The sequence below is a fragment of the Gordonia terrae genome (genome assembly GCF_001698225.1).
Classification (GTDB): Bacteria; Actinomycetota; Actinomycetes; order Mycobacteriales; family Mycobacteriaceae; genus Gordonia; species Gordonia terrae.
On record NZ_CP016594.1, the window covers coordinates 2,086,047 to 2,105,194 of the forward strand.

General features: G+C 66.6%; 21 protein-coding genes. 11 read left to right on the plus strand and 10 right to left on the minus strand.

Annotated elements, in window-relative coordinates:
* The first annotated feature begins 96 nt into the window (after positions 1 to 96).
* On the plus strand, positions 97 to 681 hold the full coding sequence (locus BCM27_RS09450) for a TetR/AcrR family transcriptional regulator (protein WP_004572196.1): 585 nt from the start codon (positions 97 to 99) through the stop codon (positions 679 to 681).
* Between the two features lie 3 nt (positions 682 to 684).
* On the opposite strand, the gene BCM27_RS09455 is transcribed toward BCM27_RS09450, so the two are convergent.
* Positions 685 to 2,166, minus strand: coding sequence for a PAS domain S-box protein (locus tag BCM27_RS09455; RefSeq protein WP_085944145.1), 1,482 nt, complete (start codon positions 2,164 to 2,166; stop codon positions 685 to 687).
* Positions 2,167 to 2,340: 174 nt separating this feature from the next.
* Between BCM27_RS09455 and BCM27_RS09460 the strand changes: the two genes are divergently transcribed.
* The 6 genes from BCM27_RS09460 (at position 2,341) to BCM27_RS09485 (ending at position 7,516) form a co-directional block, all read left to right on the plus strand.
* Complete coding sequence (locus tag BCM27_RS09460) at positions 2,341 to 3,516, plus strand: acyl-CoA dehydrogenase family protein (protein WP_004572198.1); 1,176 nt, start codon at positions 2,341 to 2,343, stop codon at positions 3,514 to 3,516.
* 47 nt (positions 3,517 to 3,563) lie between these two features.
* Entirely contained in the window at positions 3,564 to 3,926 is a 363-nt protein-coding gene (locus BCM27_RS09465; RefSeq protein ID WP_004572199.1) for a hypothetical protein, read from the plus strand.
* A gap of 64 nt (positions 3,927 to 3,990) precedes the next feature.
* A complete protein-coding gene (locus BCM27_RS09470; protein ID WP_004572200.1) occupies positions 3,991 to 5,268 on the plus strand; it encodes an aromatic ring-hydroxylating oxygenase subunit alpha in 1,278 nt (425 codons plus the stop codon).
* Positions 5,261 to 5,758 (plus strand): aromatic-ring-hydroxylating dioxygenase subunit beta, encoded by a 498-nt coding sequence (locus BCM27_RS09475; RefSeq protein WP_004572201.1) that lies wholly within the window; start codon positions 5,261 to 5,263, stop codon positions 5,756 to 5,758. Before BCM27_RS09470 ends, BCM27_RS09475 begins: the two co-directional genes overlap by 8 nt.
* A 14-nt stretch (positions 5,759 to 5,772) precedes the next feature.
* Positions 5,773 to 6,525: an SDR family NAD(P)-dependent oxidoreductase gene (locus BCM27_RS09480; protein ID WP_004572202.1), complete on the plus strand. Its 753-nt coding sequence runs from the start codon at positions 5,773 to 5,775 to the stop codon at positions 6,523 to 6,525.
* Between the two features lie 40 nt (positions 6,526 to 6,565).
* Complete coding sequence (locus BCM27_RS09485; RefSeq protein ID WP_004572203.1) at positions 6,566 to 7,516, plus strand: PDR/VanB family oxidoreductase; 951 nt, start codon at positions 6,566 to 6,568, stop codon at positions 7,514 to 7,516.
* A gap of 9 nt (positions 7,517 to 7,525) precedes the next feature.
* On the opposite strand, the gene BCM27_RS09490 is transcribed toward BCM27_RS09485, so the two are convergent.
* Genes BCM27_RS09490 through BCM27_RS09500 form a run of 3 tightly spaced genes read right to left on the minus strand, consistent with a single transcriptional unit; the run spans position 7,526 to position 9,759 of the window.
* Entirely contained in the window at positions 7,526 to 8,161 is a 636-nt protein-coding gene (locus BCM27_RS09490) for a response regulator transcription factor (RefSeq protein ID WP_033203576.1), read from the minus strand.
* Positions 8,158 to 8,436: a hypothetical protein gene (locus BCM27_RS09495; RefSeq protein WP_004572205.1), complete on the minus strand. Its 279-nt coding sequence runs from the start codon at positions 8,434 to 8,436 to the stop codon at positions 8,158 to 8,160. Before BCM27_RS09495 ends, BCM27_RS09490 begins: the two co-directional genes overlap by 4 nt.
* A 27-nt stretch (positions 8,437 to 8,463) precedes the next feature.
* The gene (locus tag BCM27_RS09500; protein WP_004572206.1) at positions 8,464 to 9,759 is read right to left on the minus strand and encodes an amidase; all 1,296 of its coding nucleotides are present in this window, start codon (positions 9,757 to 9,759) and stop codon (positions 8,464 to 8,466) included.
* 155 nt (positions 9,760 to 9,914) lie between these two features.
* Between BCM27_RS09500 and BCM27_RS09505 the strand changes: the two genes are divergently transcribed.
* The 3 genes from BCM27_RS09505 to BCM27_RS09515 are packed head-to-tail and all read left to right on the plus strand — an operon-like array spanning position 9,915 to position 13,127.
* On the plus strand, positions 9,915 to 11,363 hold the full coding sequence (locus tag BCM27_RS09505) for an MFS transporter (RefSeq protein WP_004572207.1): 1,449 nt from the start codon (positions 9,915 to 9,917) through the stop codon (positions 11,361 to 11,363).
* 31 nt (positions 11,364 to 11,394) lie between these two features.
* Positions 11,395 to 12,567 carry a flavin reductase family protein gene (locus BCM27_RS09510; RefSeq protein WP_004572208.1) on the plus strand — a complete coding sequence of 391 codons (1,173 nt, stop codon included), beginning with the start codon at positions 11,395 to 11,397 and terminating at the stop codon, positions 12,565 to 12,567.
* Positions 12,564 to 13,127, plus strand: coding sequence for a nuclear transport factor 2 family protein (locus tag BCM27_RS09515; protein WP_004572210.1), 564 nt, complete (start codon positions 12,564 to 12,566; stop codon positions 13,125 to 13,127). Before BCM27_RS09510 ends, BCM27_RS09515 begins: the two co-directional genes overlap by 4 nt.
* On the opposite strand, the gene BCM27_RS09520 is transcribed toward BCM27_RS09515, so the two are convergent.
* Positions 13,063 to 14,463 (minus strand): NAD(P)/FAD-dependent oxidoreductase, encoded by a 1,401-nt coding sequence (locus BCM27_RS09520; protein ID WP_110117490.1) that lies wholly within the window; start codon positions 14,461 to 14,463, stop codon positions 13,063 to 13,065. The genes BCM27_RS09515 and BCM27_RS09520 overlap by 65 nt on opposite strands.
* A 117-nt stretch (positions 14,464 to 14,580) precedes the next feature.
* On the opposite strand from BCM27_RS09520, the gene BCM27_RS09525 reads away from it, so the two are divergent.
* Positions 14,581 to 14,895, plus strand: a complete 315-nt coding sequence (locus tag BCM27_RS09525) for a hypothetical protein (protein WP_051987020.1) — start codon at positions 14,581 to 14,583, stop codon at positions 14,893 to 14,895.
* A gap of 54 nt (positions 14,896 to 14,949) precedes the next feature.
* Here BCM27_RS09525 and BCM27_RS09530 read toward each other — a convergent pair whose 3' ends face one another.
* From BCM27_RS09530 to BCM27_RS09550, 5 genes are all read right to left on the minus strand, one after another.
* A complete protein-coding gene (locus BCM27_RS09530) occupies positions 14,950 to 16,623 on the minus strand; it encodes an HNH endonuclease signature motif containing protein (RefSeq protein ID WP_033203716.1) in 1,674 nt (557 codons plus the stop codon).
* Positions 16,624 to 16,741: 118 nt separating this feature from the next.
* Positions 16,742 to 17,065, minus strand: a complete 324-nt coding sequence (locus BCM27_RS09535; RefSeq protein WP_004572215.1) for a DUF3349 domain-containing protein — start codon at positions 17,063 to 17,065, stop codon at positions 16,742 to 16,744.
* 7 nt (positions 17,066 to 17,072) lie between these two features.
* Entirely contained in the window at positions 17,073 to 17,354 is a 282-nt protein-coding gene (locus BCM27_RS09540; protein WP_004572216.1) for a hypothetical protein, read from the minus strand.
* A 36-nt stretch (positions 17,355 to 17,390) separates the two neighbouring features.
* The gene (locus BCM27_RS09545) at positions 17,391 to 18,602 is read right to left on the minus strand and encodes an inorganic phosphate transporter (RefSeq protein ID WP_004572217.1); all 1,212 of its coding nucleotides are present in this window, start codon (positions 18,600 to 18,602) and stop codon (positions 17,391 to 17,393) included.
* 151 nt (positions 18,603 to 18,753) lie between these two features.
* Positions 18,754 to 19,116, minus strand: a complete 363-nt coding sequence (locus tag BCM27_RS09550; protein ID WP_004572218.1) for a GNAT family N-acetyltransferase — start codon at positions 19,114 to 19,116, stop codon at positions 18,754 to 18,756.
* Between the last annotated feature and the right edge of the window lie 32 nt (positions 19,117 to 19,148).

The window sequence follows — 19,148 nt, forward strand, 5'->3', positions numbered from 1 at the left end:
ACTGTGATGGAGGCTACATCCGGGGTGCGCCCGCCGGAAGCCGAACGAGGGTCGGTAAAACCTTTACCCGGGGCCGAACCGAGCCAGGGAGATGTGATGCCACGACTGGTCGACCACGATGAGCGTCGCCGCGCCATCGTCGCCGCGGCCTGGCGGCTGCTCGCCACGCGGGGAGTCGACGGGATCAGCATGCGGGATCTCGCCGCGGAGGCCGGGTACACGAACGGGGCGCTCAGTCACTACTTCGCGGGTAAGGACGAGATCCTGCGCACCGCATACGAATACGTCATCGAGGCGACGAACGCCCGGATCGCGTCGGCGACCCGACGCCGCAGTGGCAGAGCGGCGCTGCGGGCCCTGTGTCGAGAACTGATGCCGATGACCGACGAGGCCACCCTCGAGGCTCGTATCGCCATGTCGCTGTGGCAGCGAGCGATGACCGACTCCGTGATGGCGGACGTCAACAACGCGGCGGTCGCGGAGTGGAAGTCGCAGATGACGCAGCTGTGGAACGAAGCGGTGGATGCGGGCGAGCTACCGGCCCGCGACATCGGCGTCGGGGTCGAACTGCTGATGACGACCATCTTCGGACTCCAGGTGACGGCCGTGCTGGACCCGGTGACCACGGCGCCCGCCGACCAGATCCGCCTGATGGACGCGATCCTCGACGGCTCGTCCTGACTCCTATCCGGACGAGCCGGTGGCGAGCGGCAGGGTCACGCGGACCGTGGTACCCGACGGTTCGTTGGGCAGGTAGCTGATGGTGCCGCCATGGCGTTCCACGATGTGCTCGGAGATGATCAGCCCGATGCCCGAGCCGTCCTGTTTGGCCGAGAAGGCGCCGGACGCAAGCCGATCGGTGGGTGCGCCCGTCATGCCGCGGCCCTGGTCCCGGATCCACACCGACGCCAGTCCGTCGGCCTCGCCGGTCTGGATCGACAGCTCCTTGACCTCGGTCGTCGGCCGGACGATCTCGTCGAGTGCGTTCACGCAGAGATTGATGATGACCTGACCGATGAGCACGTTCTCGCCCTGGATCGGCAGGTCGCGGTCGGGGATCTCGGCGTAGACGCGCACCCCCTGCTCGGCTGCGCGCAGTCGCACGAAGTACAGGCTCTCCTCGACGGTCTCGTTGAGGTCCATGAGCGTCGTCGTGCTCTCGATGCGTCGGACGTAGCGGCGGACCGACGCCACGATGTCGGCCGCGCGGTGGAGTTGCTTCTCGATCTGGTCGATCCCGTAGGCGAGGCTGCGGGCATCGACCGTCTCGGCGGAGACACGGGCCTTCAGTCCGCTGAGGTAATTGGTCGACGCCGCGAGCGGCTGGCCGAGTTCGTGGGCCAGGATCATCGCCATGTCGCCCATCGCGTGATAGCGACTCAGGTACTGGAGATTGGCTTCCTGGTAGGCGTTGCGTCGTTCCCATTCGACCCGGTCGGTCACGTCGCGGACGGTCAGGACCCGCGACCGGATGCCGTCGTGGGCGACGATCTCGAGTTCACCTGCCAGCCACACGGTGCTGCCGTCGTCTTTGATGATCTCCTGCTGGATCTCCACCGAACCCGCACCGTCCGCCAGTCGTTCGACGACGGGATCACTGGTGAGTCGGGGTTCGCACCGCCCCAGGTCTTCCAGGTGGACGCCCGACAGTTCCGCGGGGGTGCGGCCGAACAGCTTCGCGGCCAGCGGTGAGATGTCGTCGATGCAGTTGTCGTCGTCGAGGACGACGATGCCGGCCGACGTATGGGTCATGATGCGCTGCAACGACTCCGACACCCAGGTGAGTTCCTCCTGCAACTCGACCTCCTCGGAGATGTTGCGGAACTCGACCATCACGACCGGCCCGTCCTCACAGTGCACGAGGGTGGCGCGCGCATCGGTGAGGAATTCGGTGCCGTCCTTGGCGCGGTACTTCCACTGTTTGCGACTCGACCCGTGGACCACCGCCGACTGCAGCCAGGCCACACCGACCTCCCGGCGGTACTGCCGTTCCTGGGCGCTCATGTGGTGCGCCTTGAGGGGCTTCAGCTCCTCGAGGGTGAATCCGAAGATGCGGCAGGCGGCCGGGTTCGCCCACAGGATGTTCTTCGAACTCGCCTCGTGGATGAGGATGCCGGTGCCGGTGTGGAGGATCATCTGCTCGAAGTCCCGGCGAGCGGGGAACATCGCCATCACCTCACCTTCGTCGAGTCCGGCATTCGCCCTCGCCACGATGCCATGCAGGTGACGACACGCAAGTAAGGAATTGCTTACCCGCGGCGCGGGAAATCCCGATACCGCGCCCGGCGCCGCGTCCATAGTGTCGATCTCGAGATCGAGAGTCGATTCCGAACGGAGACAATGATGACCGCGGAGAGCCTGACCGAACGGGTGTGTGCGGAACCGGTGGGGGCGGCGCGCGACGCAGCCTTCGATCATGCGCTCGACGTGCTCCGGGATCGTCGCGACGAGTTCAACTCGCAGCGGTACGTCCCCGCCGACTTCATCGCGCTGCTGAAACGCGCCGGCATGTACCGGGCGTCGACGCCCGCGGTGTTCGGGGGTGAGCCGATGGCCCCGTCGGACTTCATGTCGCTGGTCGAGCGCATCTCCGCCGTCGACCCGGCCACCGGGTGGGTGTCCAGCTTCGGATCGTCGCTGGTGTACTTCGCCGCACTGCCGGCCGAGACACAACGGAAGATCTACGCGGACGGACCCGACATCGCCTATGCGGGCGGTCTGTTCCCGATGCAGGAAGCCCAGAAGGTCGACGGCGGCTATCTGTGCACCGGTGTCTGGCAGTTCGCGAGCGGGTGCCGCGGCGCCGACCTCATCGGCATCGGCCTGGCCGGCGGACCCGAGACCGACGGCAAGCCGCTGACGGCACTGCTCGATCCGGCCGACGTGGAGATCGTCGAGAACTGGGATGTGGCCGGGATGAAGGCCACGGGTTCACATGCCGTGCGCGCCGATCGGGTGTTCGTGCCGGAGGAGATGACCTTCGTGCGTGGCGGCCTGCCCCAGATCGACGAACCGCTGACCCGCTACCCGGCGCTGGCGTACGCCGCCCAGGTGCTCGCGGTGGTGACGCTGGGCGCCGCCCGGGGCGCGCTCGACTACGCGATCGAGGTCGGCGCCGCGCGGACCTCGATCACCGGCGGCGCCAGCAAGGGCAACCGGCCGGCCTACAAGAGTGGCCTCGCGGTCGCCGAGGCCGAATTGCGTTCGGCACGGGCGTTCTTCTACGAGAGCACCGACCGGGTGTGGGCCAAGGCCGTGGCCGGACAGCACATCTCGACCGACGACCAGGCGCTGCTGAGGTTGAGCGCCACCCACGCCGCGCATGTCGGGCGCAGTGTCGTGCTGCAGGTCTTCGATCTCGCCGGGACCGGCGCCATCTACGAGACCCATCCACTCCAGCGGTATCTGCAGGACGCCCTCGTGCCCGCCCAGCACGCCATGTTGCAGACCAACACCTACGAGGCCGCCGGTGCCCTTCTCCTCGGCCTCGACGCCGGGATCCCGAGCTTCCCCTGACCCCCACACATCAGCCCCGACATCACGACCCGAGGAGTGCATCGCCCATGACCGACGAACCGTTGCGCACGCTGTTCTGCGTGGGGAACAACCAGAACTTCTTCGACCTGCCCAAAGCCGACATCGGTCCGGTGTGGGAGGCGACGATGGAGTTCCTCACCGGGCTGAAGAACCTCGACGGCGTCGACATCATCGGCACCTTCGACGACGACGCCCATATGGTCGGGCCGTCGGACGGGTGGCCGTGGACGTTCTATGTCCTCGCCGACGTGCGCGACCAGCCCACGGTCAAGGCGGCCTGCAACCTGTTGCGCACCACCATGGTCGGCGAGTACGCGCTCTGGAAGTACTTCAAGGTGGAGGCGCGGATGGGCCGGGCCCTCACCATCCGCGACGACGTCGCCTCCTGACGGCCGCGCACCGACAGCCCCTCCTCGTGCCCCCAGGGCGCGATCGACACACGAAGGAACATCGATGACCACCATCGAGCGGCCGACCCGCGGCTTCGCGGACCTCGCCGAGAAGGACCGCGTCGCCGGTCAGCTCTACACCGATCCCGAGATCTTCGCCGAGGAGATGCGCAAGATCTTCTACCGCACCTGGGTGTGGGTCGCCCACGAGAGCGAGGTCCCCGAGGCCGGATCGTTCAAGACCACCCAGGTCGGTGACCAGCCCGTCATCGTGACCCGGGATCGCAAGGGCAACTTCAACACTCTGCTGAACCGATGCCGGCACCGCGGCGCGACCGTGTGCGATCAGCGCAGCGGCAAGGCCAACGGGTTCACCTGCCCGTACCACAACTGGTCGTACACCCTGGATGGTCGACTCCGCGGCATCCCGTACCCGGACGGGTACGAGGGCGTCGTCGAGAAGAACGATTTCCCGCTGCAGAAGCTGCGCACCGAGAGCTACCTCGGCATGATCTTCGCGACATTCAACACCGAGATCGAGCCGCTCGAGGACCACCTGGGCGACGCCAAGATCTGGATGGACCGATTCCTCAAGCAGTCCAACGGATTTCCGACCAAGGTCCTCGGCAGCCACAAGTTCCGGTTCAAGGGCAACTGGAAGATCCAGTTGGAGAACACGACCGACGGCTACCACTTCCCGATGGTGCACAAGTCGTGGATGGCCTCGGTCGACGCCGAGACCGCCAACATGATGTCGTTCATGGACGACCCGGCCGCCGAGACGCACGCACTCGGGAACGGGCACAGCGTCGCCATCATGGCGGCGGCGCATGCCGATCTCGACGTCGACGACGGCAACGAGGAGATCCAGCCGCGATTCCAGCATCTCGTCGACGAACTCACCGAGGCAGGCGAGAGTCCCGAACGCATCCGCCGGTACATGCGCTCCATGCACGGGTGCGGGTTCAACCTCAACATGTTCCCGAACATCGCGATGTCGTCGTCGTTCTTCCGTGTCCTGATCCCGATCAGCGTCGACGTCACCGAGGTCTGGCACATGGCCATCGGCATGGACGGCGGACCGGAGAGCATCAACCGGGAACGCCTGCGTATCCACGAACACTTCCAGGGCCCCTTCGGTTTCGGAAGCCCGGATGACGCGGAGGGGTGGGACCGGGTGCAGATCGGGGCCGGCGGCAATCCGAACATGCCGATCCTGGTCAATCGCGGGGAGAACCGCGAATACACGACCGAGGAAGGCTGGCCCACTTCGCATGTCACCGACGAGACCGGGATGCGGGAGTCCTACGGCATGTGGAAGAGGATGATGAGCGATGACTGAACTGCACACCTTCAACGACCCGCGCGTCCTGCGTGCGATCGCGCTCGTGTGGAAGGAGGCCGAACTCCTCGACGCCAAGGACTATCCGGCGTGGGAGGCCCTCTACACCGACGACGCGCACTACGTCATCCCGATCGACCCCGACACCGAGGACTTCGACTCGTCGCTGAACATGGTGTACGACGACAAGCGGATGCGCCGGTTGCGCGTCGAGCGGATGATGCAGGGATATGCGCCGTCGGCTGTCGCGGCGGCCCGGACGGTCCGGATCGTCTCCCGATTCACGGTGTCCGATGTCAGCGACGACACCGTCATCCTGCGCTCGGCGCAGATCCTCAACGCGTTCAAGCGCGACACCTTCTCGACGATCGGCGCCGAGCTCACCCACACCATCGAGCTCGGACCCGACGGGACCGACCGGATCAGCCTGAAGGTGGCCCGCCTCATCGACAGCGAGGACGCGGTCAGCGCCTCGGGATACCTGGTGTGAGGGCGGTAGTGGACATGAGCTCGACCACCAAGGGGATAGCGGTCGTCACCGGAGCCGCCGGCGGAATGGGTTCGTTCATCGCCCGGCGGTTGCACCGCGACGGTCATCGCGTCCTGCTCACCGACATCGCACTCGACGCGGCACAGCGGATCGCCGAGGAACTCTCGCCCGACGGGTCGACCGCGCAGGCGGCAGTCCTCGACGTCGCGCACCGCCAGAACTTCGTCGACGCACTCGCGCACGTGCAGTCGCTGTGGGGCACGCCGACGATCGTGGTCAACAACGCCGCACTCACCCAGGCCGCCGATCTGATGACGTTGGACGAGCCGGATTTCAACCGGGTGCTGAACACCAACGTCAACAGCATCTTCTTCGGCTGCCAGGTCTTCGGTGCCGCGATGGCCGAGGAGGGCTACGGCCGCATCGTCAACATGGCCTCGCTGGCCGGTCAGAACGGCGGCACCGCCACCGGCGCCCACTACGCGACGTCGAAGGGTGCGATCCTCACGGTCACCAAGATCTTCGCGAAAGAACTTGCGGCGCGCGGTGTCACGGTCAACGCCATCGCGCCGGGACCCCACGACCTGCCCGTCGTGAAGGCAACCGTGCCGCCGGAGAAACTCGACGCCGTGATCGCCGGGATACCCGTCGGCAAGCTGGGCAGCCCCGACTTCATCGGGGACATGGTCGGCCTGCTGACCGCCGAGAACGCCTTCTTCGTCACCGGCGCGTGCTGGGACGTCAACGGCGGGCTCTTCGTCCGCTGACCGCACCGCCGAACCCACTGTCACCACCAGGAGCACTCCCATGGCCCTCACCGACGTCGTCGTCTCCGCGATCGTCCAGGAGACCCCGAGCATCAAGACCTTCTACCTGTCGAAGCCGGATGGTTCGACGATGGGGGAGTACACGCCCGGAGCGCACATCGATGTCGTCGGGCCGACCGCCATCACGCGGCAGTACTCGCTGTGTAGTCGTCCCGACGGCCGGGAGTCGTTCGCCGTGGCGGTCAAGCGCGAGGACCAGTCCCGCGGTGGGTCGGCGGCTCTGCACGAGTTGCGTGTCGGTGACCGGTTGCAGATCAGCGAACCACGCAATCTGCTCGGGATCGACACCACGGCAACGCATCACGTCTTGGTGGCCGCCGGCATCGGGATCACCCCGATGTTGAGCATGGCGCGGTACATGGACGTACACGGCATCAGCTTCGAGCTACACTACTTCGCCCGTACGGCGGAGGAGGCGGCATTCCTGCCGCTGCTGCGCGAACGCTGCCCGGAGAAGCTGCACGCGCACGTCGGCGTGGGTCGTGAGGCCCACGGACCGATCCTGGCCACCGCACTGGAATCGGCGCCGCAGCACTCGCACGTCTACGTCTGCGGACCGGACGGTTTCATGACCAAGGTCCGGGAACTGGCCGAGCGTTTCGTCCCGGCGGATGCGGTCCACTTCGAGAACTTCCACGCCACCGATCAGCCGGATGCGTCGGCGAACTCCGCGTTCGACGTCGAGCTCGACGGCGAGACCTATCACGTCCCGGCCGACCGGAGCATCGTCGAGGTCCTCGAGGACAACGGTTGCGATGTCGACACCTCGTGTCAGGAGGGCATCTGCGGCACCTGCATCATGCGGGTCCTGTCCGGTGAGCCCGAGCACCGCGACAACGTCCTGACCAAGGCGGAGCGAGAATCGGGCGAAGTGATGGCCGTGTGCGTCTCACGGACCGCCGGCGACAAGCTCGTGCTCGACTACTACTGAGCCGCAGGTCTATGGGCCGGTCGGCACCGCGACGTCGAATCGCAGGATGTCCCGGACGAGCGTGCTGATGCTGTCGGCATCGGTTTTGCTCTTGATGCGAGCCCGATGGACGTCCACCGTCTTGACACTCATGTCGAGCCGGCGGGCGATGTTCTGGCTGGGCAGCCCCTCGACCACCAGCGCAAGGATCTCCCGCTCACGTGGGGTGAGCAGTGCGACCTTCGATTCGACCCATCGCTTCTGCTCGTGGGTGCGGAAACGCTCGACGGCCTTCTCCATGCCCGCCTGGACCGCGTCGAGCAATCGTTGGGGGTCGTAGGGCTTCTCCAGGAAGTCCATCGCGCCGGCCTGCAGCGTGGACACCGACATCCGGATGTCGCCGTGGGCGGAGACGAAGATGATGGCGACATGGGGCGCGAACTCGTTCAGCTTCTCCTGCAGCCGCGGCCCGCTCATGGTCGGCATGCGGACGTCGAGGACGATGCATGCGGGGCTGTCCCCGGAGTATTGGTCGAGGAAATCGTCGGCACTGTGGCAGATGCGCGGCGAGATCCCGATGCTGCCGAGAAGCCAGTCGACCGATTCACACAGTTCGGGGTCGTCGTCGACGACGTACACCGTTGCGGTCACATCTGCTGCCGTCATACCCACGCCGCGTCTGCCGTCCAGTAGTTCATGCCGACGGCACTGACCTGGTGCCGCCACTCCGAGGTCCGGTTCAGCCAGGGCTCCTCGCGCCGGACCGACTCGTCGGCGGCCTCCGGACCGTCGGCTTCGACGGTCCAGTGCACCCAGTTGACCTCCCGGCCGTGCTCGTCGTGCACGAACAGGTCGACGTGATGCCAGCCGTAGTTGAAGGTGTCCTCGTAGCAGGTGAGGAACATCCGGTGATGTGTCTCGGGACGGGGTTTGATCGTCATGGCAGATCTTCTCTCTTCCAACCGGACTCAGGCCGGAACGACCGGATGCGACCGGAGCTCGGTCTCGAGCACCGCGGCGACCTCGAACAGCGCCGACTCTCGGCCGGGCAGCCCGATCACCTGGAGGCCCAGGGGCATCCCGGCGTCGGTGGTGGCACCGGGCACGACGACGACCGGGCACCCGAGGAGCTGCCACGGACGGCTCAGCACGGGCGAACCGGTGGCTGCGAGACCGTGCGGCGCCGGGCCGGGCGCGGCGGGGCCGACGATCACGGTGTGATCGCCGAGCGCCTCGGCGAGGAGATCACGGGAACGGTCACGGCGGATGAGGGCGGCCGCGTGCTCGTCGACGCCGACCGCGCGCCCGGCGTCGACGAGTTCGCGCAGTTGCGGGCTGAGTGCGGTCCCGTGTTCCCGGACGACGCCGTCCAGCGTGCCGGCCGCCTCATGGGACATGACCGTGCCGTGGTCGTCGGCCAGGGTGCGTACATGATCGTCGTACTCGAGCGCCCGGGTCTCGACGCCGGCACCGCCGAGCAGCCCCGGCAACCGATTGATCAACTCCGACATCGCGGGGTGGATCGGGTGCAGATCGCTGCCGCCCCACACCACCACGGTCCGGACGGTGGAGCGCCCCGGGACCATCGGCGAGCGACCCGAGAAGGCGGAGTACACATACTGCAGGTCGGCGATGTCCCGTGTCAGGATGCCCAGCGAATCCAGCGACTCGCTGAGGCCGGTGACCCCGGACAGGTCTGTCGAGCCGTGGGCGAGGACCAGGCCCGCCGCGCCGCAGTATGCGGCCGGACGCGTGAGTGAACCAGCGGTCTGTGTGCCGAGCGCCATCGGGATGACGCCTGCTCCGACGGCGGCCGCCGATCCGCTCGACGACCCGCCCGGGGTGTGCTCGTGCTGGTGCGGGTTCCGTGTCGGCCCGGGCGAGAAGTAGCCGAACTCGGTCGTGACCGTCTTGCCCTGGACCACTGCCCCCAGATTGCGAAACCTGCTGACACAGGGCGCATCCGACGATACGGGAAACGACGAGGTGATGGTCGAACCGGCGCGGGTCGGCAGACCGGAGACGTCGATGAGGTCCTTGACTCCGAGGGAGACACCCCGCAGGGGTCGACGACCCGGCATCGAATCCTGGCGGCGGGCGTCGTCGACGACGGCCGGGGACAGCCCGACCCACGCGCGCAGGTCGGCGTCTGTGCGAACGATCTCCTCACGAACCTGTTGCGCGAGGACCTCCGCCGACACCACCTTCTCGTGGACCGCGGTCGCCTGCTCACTGATGGGCTGTTTCCAGTAGGCCGAGCTCACCGTTCCTCCTTCTTTCTGGCACCAGTCTGCCCTGTCCCGCAGCACGGCGACAGTAAAGATTTCCCTCGTATCGCCGTAGGCGCGCGTGCCCATAACGTCGATGTCAGCCCTCGAAATCCAGGCGTCATCTCAGTCCGACAGCCCAAGGAAACGCAATGACCATCAGAGAATCCGAGGTGACGACGTCGTCGTCATCACCCACCCCCGATCGACGAATCGACTTCAGCCGCATGTCGAGACGGGCGTGGATCATCACCGGCATGCTGGTGCTGTTCCAGATCATCGCCTTCGCCGACAAAGCGGTCCTCGGTCTGGTCTCGGCCGACGCGATGCCCGAACTCGGCCTGACACCAACCGAATTCGGATTCATCGGTAGTGCGTTCTTCTTCCTGTACGCGATCGTCTCGGTCATCACCGGGTTCCTGGCATCGAAGATCTCGGTGAAATGGATCCTGTTCGCGATGGGCGTCACGTGGGCGGTCCTCCAGTTCCCGATGCTGCTCGGCGGCGGTGCCGCCGTCCTCCTCGTGACCCGCATCGTGCTCGGTGGTGCGGAGGGCCCGGCCACCGCCATGTCGCTCACCTCCGCGCACACCTGGTTCTCGCCGACACGACGTGCGCTGCCGTCGAACCTCATCGCCGCCGGGTCAACCCTGGGACCGGTCTTCGCCGCACCGTTGCTCGCCTGGGTCATCGCCGTGTGGGGTTGGCGCTGGGCGTTCGGTGTTCTCGGGATCATCGGTCTGGTGTGGGTGATCGCGTGGTGGGCGATCGGCGCGGACGGTCCCTACCGGCCCAAGAAGACCACATCGCCGGATGAGCCGGCACTCGACGCCGGCGAGACCGGCACGAAGGAGGTCGCGACCTCCGCGGTCGACGAGCAGAAGCCGGTCGTGATCTGGCGGGCGTTGCTCAGCGTGGCCTTCCTGTCCGCCGTGATCGGCGGGGCGTCGAACTTCTGGGTCCAGGGTTTCCTGACGACCTGGCTGCCCCAGTACCTCGGTACCGTCGTCGGGCTCTCGCTCGGTGAGGTGGGCGCGATGACGACCGTGCCGTGGGTGGTCGGAGCGCTCGTGTTGCTCGGCCTGGGTGCGCTCGGGCATCGGATGATGCGGCGCGGGAGTTCGGCCCATCGGGCGATCGCCGTACCGTTCGGCTGCGCCGCGGTGTTGGCGGGCCTGTCCTTCATCGCGATCCAGGCGACGTCGGGGATCACCGCGGTGGCACTGCTGTGCCTCGCCGGCGGATGCAGTCTGGCGTTCCCGATGACCGCCACCGCGATCGGTTACGCGGTCGGCGCCCGGCAGCGGCCCATCCTGATGGCGACCCTCGGCGGTGTGGCGTCGTTCGGCGCGGTGATCTCACCGATCCTCGTCGGATGGCTGATGACCGACGCCGGGTACGTCTCACCGCCGAAGGGTGAGAAGCCCAGCGCGGAGATGGCCGGGAACATGGCCGACGGCGTGCATCAGGCCTTCACCATCACCGGGATCGTCCTGCTCGTCGGTGGCGCACTCTGCATCGCCTTCCTGCGGCCGGAGCGACTCGGTGCCACTTTGCAGAAGCGTTACGTCAAGGAATCGGCCGACTCCCCGGCCGCCTGACTGCCGCGACGAACCGATTTGAGGAGAAGCGATGTCCGACAATGTGATCAGCGCCATCGACCCGAGCATCTTCCGAAATGTGATGGGGCATTATCCCACCGGCGTGGTGGTGGTGACCGGACGCGGCGACGACGGGTCGGTGCTGGCCATGGTCGTCGGGACCTTCAGCTCGGTCTCGATGGACCCGCCGCTGGTCTCCTTCATGCCGATGAAGACCTCGCGCACCTTCGAGAAGATGCGGCGCTGCGAGTCGTTGTGCATCAACATCCTCGGTGGTGAGCAGGAGGACGTCGTGCTCACGGTCGCGCAGCGGTGGGAGAACAAGCTCGAGGGCATCGAGTGGTTCCCGTCGCCGTCCGGGGATCCGGTGCTGGCCGACTCCGTGGCCTGGATCGACACCCGCATCCGCAACGTGGTCGAGGCGGGCGATCACTGGATCGCGCTCTGCGAGGTCCTGGACCTGGCCGTGACGAACCCCGTGTCACCGCTCATCTTCTTCCAGGGCGGCTACGGCAGCTTCGTGTCCACGTCGCTGATGGCCCGGATGGACCACGAGATCCTGCCGACGATCCACGCCGCGCACGCGGCCCGCCCGCAGGTCGAGGCCCTGGCCACGTCCGTTCGATGCGAGGTGTCGGTCCTCACGGCCGTGAGCCGCGATGAGATGGCCGTGGTCCTCTCGGCCACCGCGCCGGGCGTCGACCGGGGAGAGGGTCTGGCATACCGCATTCCGATGGTGCCGCCGATCGGTGACACCTATGTCTTCGATCAGGACGACGAGACCCGCGAGCGGTGGCTGGCGAAACTCCGCGACGCCGACGACGATGTGCGACAACTGCATCGCGACCGGCTCGACTTCGTCCGGCAGCATGGTTATCTGGTGTCCTTCCTGCCCGAGGAGGGCTCGACCGCCTACGAGGAGATGCGGGCGGCGACGAAGTCCTATGAACGGGGCCGGTTGACGCCGTCGCAGGAACGTGAGATCTGCGCGTCCATCGGGAAATCGCCTGTCGACTACCGCATTCGGGACGTGCGGTCCGATCAGACGTACGACGTCGGCTCCCTCGTGCTGCCGATCCGGGATGCCCGCGGCGGCTATTCGATGACGCTCCGGCTGTCGCAGCTGCCGCCCGGTGTGAACGGAGCACAGCTCCAGACGTGGATCGAGCAGGCCCGCGCCGTGGCGGAGGTGCTCGGGCGATGACCGATGTGGACACCGACGCCCGGATCGCGGCACTTGTGGCGCGGGTCGAGACGCTCGAGGCCGAAGCCGACATCCGCCGGATTCAGGCGCGATACATGTTCCTGTGTGACACTCCGTGTCCCGAACCCGGTCTCGCGGACGACGCGGCGCGCATCGAACGCATCGTCGACCTCTACACCGACGACGCGGTGTGGGAGGGGGTCGGGGAGTACTACGACGGACAGTTCGGCCGTGCCGAGGGCAAGCAGGCGATCCGTGAGCATTTCCGTCGCTTCTGGGGTGAGAAACGGGACCCCGCGCTGTTGCTCAATGCGCACTACCTCACGTCGGAGCAGATCCGGGTCGACGGTGATGACGCGGAAGGGCAGTGGATTCACATGCAGCCGTGGCTGTTCGCCGACGGAACCGCGCTCCTTCGGTCGAGTCGGCTGAACAACGCCTTCCGCAGGGACGACGGTCGCTGGCGGATCACCCGAACCCGCACTGAGAACGTCTTCATCGCACCGCTGCCCACCGGATTCGCCGAGAGCTACCCGTCGTCGTCGGTGTTGATGGGCTGAGTCGTTCGAGGGTGCGGCGTTCGTGTCGGTCGCGTCGCATGCGTTGCGACTGGGTGCGCAGATCGGTCGCGACCTCGCGCAGTGTCGCCCGCCGAGTTGCGTTGTAGACGAGCCCCGGTAGCGCAGACATGGGCAGCATCGCCGACGGTGGTGCAGTCCGGTTGTAGATGTCCCCGAGTGTCGCGGCGTACCCGGGTCGATCCCTTGCCCGGCGGTTGACCTCGTACTCGAGCGGCGACGGTGGGGTGCCGGCCGCCAAGAAGTTCGTCCATTGATAGATCTCGACACACTCTTGCTCGCGACGTCTCGCCCAGGCCGCGGTGGCCATGTCGACGGCGTCGGGGTCGGGGTCACGGTTTCGCAGGACGGGCGCGAGGTCTTCACCGAGCAGGCGGCCGTACCGGTAGGCATCTCGGATGCCCTGTGCGGTGACGGGATCCTTGAAGTGTCCGGCGTCGCCGGGCAGCGCCCAGCCCGGCCCGCTCGATCGGCGGAAGTAGGACTCGATGCCGGTGCACGAACGGACGCGGGAGGTCATTTCCGCCTCTTCGAGGCGGCGTGCGAGTCCGGGTAGCGCGGCGACACCCGCCAGGTAGGCGTCGGTCGCCTTCCGGCCGCGGAACTCGCTGTCCATTCCGATCGGCGGCTGGAGGAGGCAGAGCGTCTGGCCGCCGTCGCAGGGGAAGGCGGTGCCGAGGAGGGCGCCGACGCGCCACTGGGAGGCGATGTGGCGCAGCTCGGTTCGGGGGTCCGTCCAGTACGCGAAGTAGCAGGACCGACCGCTCGGTGAAGAGATCAGCGGGATCTCGGCCCTCGCTTCGCGGGCAACCATGCTCTTGCGACCGTCCGCGCCGATCACGATCGGGGCGACGGCACGGTGTTCGCGATCGTCGTCATCGGTGTAGACGACGCCCACGGCGCGGCCGTCCTTCCAGATCAACGACGTTGCGCGACATGGTTGCCGGAAGTCGGCGCCGGCGGCGACCGCGGTTCGTTGGAGGGCGGCGTCGAGGTGCGCGCGACGCAGGCACATCGCGTAGTCGATGCCCGAGACCGGTGAATAAGTGGTGCGCCAGCCGATCTCGTCGAGGACGGCCTCGGCGATCGGGAGACGCGGTGCGCCCGCGTCCTCGACGCCGGGCAGGGCGCCGAGCGCGTGGATCTCGGCCATGGTCGACGGCCAGAGCAGGTGCGTCGAGAGGGTGTCGGACGGAAAGCGGGCCGAATCGATGAGCAGGACACGTGATCCCCTGGTGGCCAGTGCGATTGCCGTAGCCGCGCCTGCGCATCGCGCACCGACGATGACGGCGTCGAAGTGCTCGGTTCGCTCGGTCATCGCGAACTCCATCCCTCAGCTCGTCATATGGACACATGAGACGATATCCGTGTGGCGTCTCGCCGCGTGGCGGTTTGATCAGCTCCGTCCCGGATAGTGCTGTTACCCGCAGACAGCGTGAACGTCGTGATCGATGCCTTCCTCGGCGCGGCGAGTGGAGGTGACCTCGACGCGATGATCGCGCGGTTGACCGATGACTGCGTCCGTGTCGCCGATCCGTCATTGGTCCCGCCGGGAACATCGGCCGTGGTCGCCGGTGCTCGCGCTGTCGCCGAGGAGACCCGGTTATTCGTCGACCGAATGCGTGCGAGTACCCCGATGTGGCTAGGTGGCAGGCGGTTTCACGTGATCGCACCCGGTGGTCGTGGCTTGGCTGTCATCGAGGTCGAGACCATCGGTGGGAGGGTGGCGAGAATCGAGATGGGCGCATGACTTCGAGCACCGTGGCGGAGTTGTTCTGACCGGCGGTGCTCGGGAGCCTGGTGTTTAGAAGGGTGGTGGGTTGGCGTCGTTCCAGCGCTGTTCGGCGCGTTGCTGGCGCCGGAAGTCGCTGTTGCGCAGGTCGTTCAGCCGTGCACGGGCAGGGTGGTCGGGTGGCCGTCTCGGGGTGAGTTTGTTGAACAGGTCGCGTCCGCTGAAGGCGTTGCCGACGAACATGTGGCCGGTGGGTGTGGTGAACCACGCGGTGAGGAATTCGTCCTGGTGGTCCTGCCAGCTGGTGAAGGTCTTGATGCGGTGGTGGAACCGGCACAGCGGTTTCAGATTCCGCACATCGGTCGGCCCGCCGCGTCGTGGGTCGGTGTGGTCGAACGGGTCGGTGTGATCGAGATCGATCTGCCAGACCGGGGCGTTGCAGCCCGGGAAGGCGCAGCACAGTTCTCCTGCACGCACCAACGCCTGCAGCTTCTTCGATGGGGTGTATCGCGTCGAAGATCTGTCGGCCTCGGGTGCGACCGGTGCTGGTGCGGTTTCCGGTTCGGCAGGTGTGGGTTGGATGTAGGTGCGGCGGGCTTCGGCGAGCAGCGTTCGGGCGGTGTCGGCATCGATGATGCCGTGTCTGTCGAGGAAGGCGGGGTCGTCGTCGAGTCCGATCAGGGTCGACAGGTTCACCACGATGTGGAAGGTCGCACGCGGGGCCTGCGACGGCGACGGCGACGGCCCCACGGGTGGGCCCTGCGCGTCGGTGACCACCGTGTCGTCGGCCGGGGCGTCGGTGTTGCCACGGGTGTCGTCGAGGTCCTGCGCCACCGTGGTATCGGGTTCGATTGCGGCGGCATCGCAGTCGGCGCACTGGCAGGTGAGGGTGGCTTCGCCGCGGGCGAGTGCTTTGAGGGCGTCGGCGCGGCGCATGGCCAACGTCCGAGGGTCGCCGGTGTGTACCGCGGTGGCCATCGCCGAGAGGCGGGCGTCGAACTCGGCGGCATCGGCGTCGGGCAACGTGCCGGAGATCCGGGACTGTCCGGGCGTGAACCGATCGGGGGTGACTGTCACCTTACGGTCTTTGGTCACCCGTTCCTGGCGTCGCCGGATCGCATCGGGTGCCCATGTCGCGACGATCGCGTCGACCATGGCGGTGAACCGAGCCGTGGACATCGGTGCTCGGGCGAAGATCGCCTCGGCGAGGTGGGCGTCGACGGTCTGCATTTCTTCGTCATCGGTAATCAGTTCGGTGCGCTTGAGGGCGATCAGGAAGCGACGCTTGTCGATTCGACCGCAAGCGAGTGCGTGTCCGGTGAACGCGAGCCGGTAGCGCAGCGCGTCACCGGCTTCGATGAGTTCTTTCGCTTCGGCCGGGGTGACCGTGAGGGTGGCGCCGACTTCGGCGATGGCCTGTTCGAGGCCGGTCGGGCCGAACTGCTCGTACGGGTTCTCCCCGGCGGCGACGCGCGCCGACAGGGCGTCGAAGGCTTCGATGGAGTCGAGTTCGCCGGTGTGCACCTCGGCGCGGCGCTGGGTGTAGTCCATTTCGCGTTCGTCGTGAATGAGGCTGGCAACGGTCATCATTCGATGCGCAGACGCGGCCGCCAGGCCTGCGCAATGATTCAAGACCTCGACGAGTTCGGCGGCTGAGAGTTCATTGTCGGGACGAAGGCGCGGTTCGACGGAATGCTGTGATGGGTCCACCGCTGTGGTGGATCCGGCCCCCGCCCCCGATGACATGACTCCACTGTACTCGAATATATGTTCGAGTCAAGGGATCTGCGGATCTCGGCTCGGTCTGTGCACGTATGTAACCATGACGCACCGACAGGTCCTTGTCGCAAGCGCTGTCCGGCTCCTAGAGCAACGGTTCGTCGTCGAACGGCCAGCCCGAGGCCTCGAGATGCCTTCGGACGCGGGCGATGTCGTCCTCCTGGGGGAGGTCTTGGGTGATCGCGGTGATCTTGACCCCGGCGTCGATCTTCGAGATCGGTTCGGGTGGCGGCGGTGCGTCCCCTCGATCGCGGATGAGGTCGACGGATACCCTCTCCGCCTCTTCCTCGCTCAGCTGACGACGCAGGAGCGCGAACAACGGGACGTAGTCCTCGCGGGGCACCCCGTCGGGGTAGCCGACCCGCAGCCAATCCACGATCCGCTTCAAAAACTGGCCTCGGTCCGCCACGGTGCCTCTACTTGTAACCGAACGGGAAGATCTTCACGTCGAAGTAGTAGTAGATGGTCTGGCGGGTGATCCACAGCAGCGCGGTGACGATGACGAGTGCGACAATCGCGAAGATCACGTAACCGAGCAGTCGCAGGGAGGCACTGCCGTTCGAGATGGTGCCGTCCGCGCCGACTCCGGGCGCACCTTGGGCATGACAACGCAGGCCCACGGCGAACAGCGCGGGGAGTCCGGCGCCGAAAACCAGGCCCACCAGCAAGACCTTGATGATCGATTCGACGATGTCCATCGGTGTTCGAGTCCTTTCGGGATGCGTCGGTGACCGTCAGGCGATCGTGGTGGGCTTGGCCTGAGCAGCCGGAATGATCGAGTCGGTCGTGTCGTCCCATTCGGCGTTGACGTTGTGCGAGTCGATCTTGTTCTGCTGCGCGCGCCAGTACAGGTACCCGGACGCGGCGAGCAGGAGGACGAAGATGGCGATGCCGCCCGCGACGTCGCCCAACAGATTGGCGATGAAGAAGCAGAAAGCACCGACGAGTCCCGCGGCCGGCAGCGTCGTCATCCACGCGACGGCCATACGCCCCGCGACCGACCATCGGACCTGCGCACCCTTCTTGCCTACGCCCGAACCCAGGATCGAACCGGTTGCCACCTGCGTGGTCGACAGGGCCATCCCGGCCGCACTCGAGGTGAGGATGATCGCGGCCGACGAAGCCTCGGCCGCCATGCCCTGGGGTGAGCTGATCTCGACGAGACCCTTGCCCAACGTCCGGATGATGCGCCACCCGCCGAGGTAGGTCCCGATCGCAATGGCTGCGGCACAGGAGAAGACGACCCAGAAGGGCAGGCCGTGGCTCACCGTCGAGGCGTCGAGGTGGCCGGTGACGATGAGTGCCATCGCGATGACCCCCATCGTCTTCTGTGCGTCACCGGTTCCGTGAGCAAGTGACACCAGCGACGCGCTCGCGATCTGGCCGTACCGGAACCCGGCCTCTTTGCGGTTCGCGTCGATGCGACGGGTGATCGCGAAAACGAGCCACGTGCCGCAGGCCGCCACGATGCATGCGATGACGGGCGCGAACAGCGCGGGCACGATGATCTTCGAGAGCACACCGTGCCAGTTGATGCCGGAGAGGCCGATCGCCGCGATACCGGAACCGATGAGCCCGCCGAACAGTGCATGGGACGACGAGGACGGTAGGCCGAACAGCCATGTGAACAGATTCCAGAGAATGCCGCCGATGAGTCCGGCGAAGATGATCAGCAGGGCGGTGGTCGGGGTGAGCCCGGTGACGACGTCGCCCGACGTCTGCTGGATGTTGAGGACGTCCTTGGTGATGGTGGCGGCCACCTCCACGGACAAGAACGCGCCGACGAGGTTGAGGACGGCGGATATCCCCACGGCAACCTTGGGTTTGAGAGCTCCGGTGGCGATCGAGGTGGCCATCGCGTTGCCGGTGTCGTGGAATCCGTTGGTGAAGTCGAAGCCGAGTGCCGTGATCACCAACAGCACGAGGAGGAGCATCTCACCGGTCATTGCCCAATCATGCTGCCGGACCGCCGGTTTCACCTACAGAGCGAATGCCGGAATTGCCGGTTTCGTCCTGCGGCTTTGCCGGAGCAGCGTCAGGTGTTCACCAAGAATTCACCAAACGGCGTCGGCGGGTGGCGGTCGGTGGCTTCGAGGTTCATCCGATCTCGCGCTCGATCGGGGTCTCGACAGCGAGTTGTAGCGCACCCTCGGCGAACCGGGAGACCGGTCCGATCGCGGCATCCAGCGCCTCGTCGAAGCCGTCGCGCGCCTCGCCCCAGAGCCGGCCCGACGAACCGTCTCGCGTCACCCCGATCACGGCGATGAGCTCACCGGTGGTCGGGATGCAGACCGCCCAGACGAACCTCGTCTCCGACTCCCAGCCGTGGTGTGCCGCAGTGACATACGCGGTGGGGTCGTCGACCTGGAGGCGAGACAACGCCGGGACGTCGGTGATCCGCTCGTCCGCACGAAGCGCACGCAGATACCACGTCCCGGCGTTGATCTCGACTGGCTGCATTGTTGTGCTGCCCGTTGTCCTTGCCCTTCGAG

Excerpts from the sequence above, each read along its gene's own strand:
- BCM27_RS09450 (WP_004572196.1), top strand. The coding sequence starts at position 97 with ATGCCACGACTGGTCGACCACGATGAGCGTCGCCGCGCCATCGTCGCC.
- BCM27_RS09455 (WP_085944145.1), bottom strand. The coding sequence starts at position 2,166 with ATGTTCCCCGCTCGCCGGGACTTCGAGCAGATGATCCTCCACACCGGC.
- BCM27_RS09460 (WP_004572198.1), top strand. The coding sequence starts at position 2,341 with ATGATGACCGCGGAGAGCCTGACCGAACGGGTGTGTGCGGAACCGGTG.
- BCM27_RS09465 (WP_004572199.1), top strand. The coding sequence starts at position 3,564 with ATGACCGACGAACCGTTGCGCACGCTGTTCTGCGTGGGGAACAACCAG.
- BCM27_RS09470 (WP_004572200.1), top strand. The coding sequence starts at position 3,991 with ATGACCACCATCGAGCGGCCGACCCGCGGCTTCGCGGACCTCGCCGAG.
- BCM27_RS09475 (WP_004572201.1), top strand. The coding sequence starts at position 5,261 with ATGACTGAACTGCACACCTTCAACGACCCGCGCGTCCTGCGTGCGATC.
- BCM27_RS09480 (WP_004572202.1), top strand. The coding sequence starts at position 5,773 with ATGAGCTCGACCACCAAGGGGATAGCGGTCGTCACCGGAGCCGCCGGC.
- BCM27_RS09485 (WP_004572203.1), top strand. The coding sequence starts at position 6,566 with ATGGCCCTCACCGACGTCGTCGTCTCCGCGATCGTCCAGGAGACCCCG.
- BCM27_RS09490 (WP_033203576.1), bottom strand. The coding sequence starts at position 8,161 with ATGACGGCAGCAGATGTGACCGCAACGGTGTACGTCGTCGACGACGAC.
- BCM27_RS09495 (WP_004572205.1), bottom strand. The coding sequence starts at position 8,436 with ATGACGATCAAACCCCGTCCCGAGACACATCACCGGATGTTCCTCACC.
- BCM27_RS09505 (WP_004572207.1), top strand. The coding sequence starts at position 9,915 with ATGACCATCAGAGAATCCGAGGTGACGACGTCGTCGTCATCACCCACC.
- BCM27_RS09510 (WP_004572208.1), top strand. The coding sequence starts at position 11,395 with ATGTCCGACAATGTGATCAGCGCCATCGACCCGAGCATCTTCCGAAAT.
- BCM27_RS09515 (WP_004572210.1), top strand. The coding sequence starts at position 12,564 with ATGACCGATGTGGACACCGACGCCCGGATCGCGGCACTTGTGGCGCGG.
- BCM27_RS09520 (WP_110117490.1), bottom strand. The coding sequence starts at position 14,463 with ATGACCGAGCGAACCGAGCACTTCGACGCCGTCATCGTCGGTGCGCGA.
- BCM27_RS09530 (WP_033203716.1), bottom strand. The coding sequence starts at position 16,623 with ATGTCATCGGGGGCGGGGGCCGGATCCACCACAGCGGTGGACCCATCA.
- BCM27_RS09540 (WP_004572216.1), bottom strand. The coding sequence starts at position 17,354 with ATGGACATCGTCGAATCGATCATCAAGGTCTTGCTGGTGGGCCTGGTT.
- BCM27_RS09545 (WP_004572217.1), bottom strand. The coding sequence starts at position 18,602 with ATGACCGGTGAGATGCTCCTCCTCGTGCTGTTGGTGATCACGGCACTC.
- BCM27_RS09550 (WP_004572218.1), bottom strand. The coding sequence starts at position 19,116 with ATGCAGCCAGTCGAGATCAACGCCGGGACGTGGTATCTGCGTGCGCTT.